This is a genomic window from Gordonia sp. C13 (assembly GCF_023218005.1).
In the GTDB taxonomy this organism is placed as follows: domain Bacteria; phylum Actinomycetota; class Actinomycetes; order Mycobacteriales; family Mycobacteriaceae; genus Gordonia; species Gordonia namibiensis.
In genome coordinates this window covers 1-2,395 of record NZ_JALPSY010000062.1, presented here as the reverse complement: position 1 = coordinate 2,395, position 2,395 = coordinate 1, and the positions used below count along the sequence as shown (strand labels likewise).

General features: G+C 64.3%; 2 protein-coding genes. Both read right to left on the bottom strand.

What is annotated here, in order from left to right; genetic code table 11:
• The coding region (istB, locus tag M1L58_RS23215; protein WP_248660620.1) for an IS21-like element helper ATPase IstB at positions 1-750 on the bottom strand (750 nt) is incomplete at its 3' end.
• Positions 747-2,258 carry an IS21 family transposase gene (gene istA / locus M1L58_RS23210; RefSeq protein WP_127961568.1) on the bottom strand — a complete coding sequence of 504 codons (1,512 nt, stop codon included), beginning with the start codon at positions 2,256-2,258 and terminating at the stop codon, positions 747-749. The genes istB and istA, both read right to left, overlap by 4 nt.
• Positions 2,259-2,395 lie beyond the last annotated feature (137 nt).

Below are 2,395 nucleotides of genomic sequence, written 5' to 3'. Positions count from 1 at the left end.
GGAGTCGCCGTCGGTGATGACGATGGTGGCGTGGTGTAGGAGTCGGTCGAGGATGCTGGCGGCGGTGGTGTGTTCGGGCAGGAAGCGTCCCCATTGTTCGAAGGGCCAGTGACTGGCGATCGCGAGAGAGCGGCGTTCGTAGGCGCCGGCGACGAGCCTGAATAGCAGTTGGGTGCCGGTGTCGTCGAGCGGGGCGAATCCGATCTCGTCGAGGATGAGCAGATCTTGGCGCAGCAGGGTGTCGATGGTTTTGCCGACGGTGTTGTCGGCCAGCCCGCGATACAGGGTCTCCACGAGGTCGGCGGCGGTGAAGTACCGCACTTTGTGTCCGGCGTGCACTGCGGCGATCCCCAGCCCGATCAGGGTGTGACTCTTGCCAGTCCCGGCTGGGCCGATCAAGGCCAGGTTGTGTTGGGCCCGAACCCATTCCAGCGAGGACAGGTATTCGAAGGTGTTGGCCGGGATGGACGATGCGGCCACGTCGAACGATTCCAGGGTTTTGGTGAGCGGGAACCCGGCAGCTTTGAGTCGGTTGCGGATGTTGGAGGCATCACGAGCGGCGATCTCGGCTTCGACCAGGGTCCGCAGTACTTCTTCGGGTGTCCACCGCTGAGTTTTCGCGGTGAGCAGCACCTCGGGTGCGGTGCGGCGGATCGAGGCCAGTTTCAATCGGCGTAGCGCGTGGTCGAGGTCGGCCGGTAGTGGCGGCACTGTTTGGGGTGCAACTGATGTCGATGTTGTGGTGGTCATGACACCTCCTTGTCGCCGGCGCCGAGCTTGTAGGCATCCAGCGAGCGGGTGGGCGCGGTAGGCAGATGCCCGAGCAGTGCTGTGCCGGCCGGTCGCGGGTTGGGGGTGCCGGCTCCGGCATCGAGGATCGAACGCACATCGGCGGCCTTGAACCGTCGGAACGCCACCGCCCTGGTCAGAGCGGTGAGCACCTGTTGATGGCCGTGGGAGGTGACCAGGCCGAGGATGTCATCGAGTTCACCGCCCAGGCGGGTGTTGCCGATCGCCGCGGCACCGACCAGGAACTGCTCAGCAACCTCACCGAGAGCGCAGAACTGTTTCTCCACCGCAGTTTTGGGTCGTGGTGCACGACTGGGCGGTGTGCGTGGCCCCCCGTAGTGGTCGTCGTTGAGGACGACCTCTCCGGGTGCGGCCAGCAGATGTTCGGCAACCATCTCACCGGAGGCGGGTTCGGCGATCAGGAGCCGCTCACCGTCCTGGATGAGGGTCACGGTGGTGCCGATGAGCCGGTTGGGTACCGAGTAGCGGGCCGAGGCGTACCGGATACACGAGAGGCGATCGACCTTACGGGTGACCGGCGGTGGACCGACTTGGGCCCGCAGAGATGGCAACTTCGACAGCACTTCTCGTTCCACATCGAGTTGCTCAGCAGGCACGCACAGTGTGTCGCTGTGGCGGCGGGTGTTGACCTCGACACACCAGTCCCGCGCGGCCCGGTTCGCTGCGTGCACATCCAGCTGCACGTCGTCACGACCTGCGGCGATCTTGGCTTCGGTCCACAACGGTTGCGCCAGATCCGACTGCGCGTACCCGCACAGGTTTTCCACGATCCCTTTCGATTCCGGATCGGCGCCGTGACAGAAGTCCGGGGCGAACCCGTAGTGGGTGGCAAACCGCACATACGTGGGGGTCGGTACGACGACGTTGGCGACGACCCCACCTTTGAGGCAGCCCATCCGATCAGCGAGTACCTTGTTGGGTACTCCACCGATCTCTTCCAACGCCTCGGCGATGAATCCGAGTGTGGTGGTGGATGTTTCGTTGGTGGCGAACCGAACGAACCGCCAGCGTGAGAACGCCAACACCGCGCAGAACATGTGTAGCCCGCCGATCACGGCCCAATCGATGACCAGGTAGTCACCCGGAGCCCACACTGCCGGGCGACGCCCACGATGATGGTCACGGCGCCACTGTGTTTTCTCCTGAGCGACGAGACGACGGAAGTTGCGGGCCGAGCCTGCATAACCCGCCGCTCGCGCTACTGATAGCAGACGTTTCGCGGTGATCCGGCCGCGCGACCGCTCGACTCGCTCAGCGACCAGCTCGGCAACGGTGTCGTAGTTGCGGGCCCGTACCATGCGATCTGGTGGTTGATCGTCGGCCTCGAACCGGTCGACCACACGCTTGACGGTCTTGTGGGTGGTGCCGCACACCTCGGCGGCGGCGCGATAGCTTCCGAGTTCTCGGTAAGCAGAAATGATGTCCATACGGTCCTTCGCAGACTTCAATGGAACTCCCAGGCGGTGACAGTGATCGGTTGGCACCTTCACCGTCATCGCCTGGGCCCTCAGTTCCGGGTCGACACGACGAACACAGGGTGGGGACTTTTATCTGGCCACCAGCGGGGACCTCGACCTGGCCACCA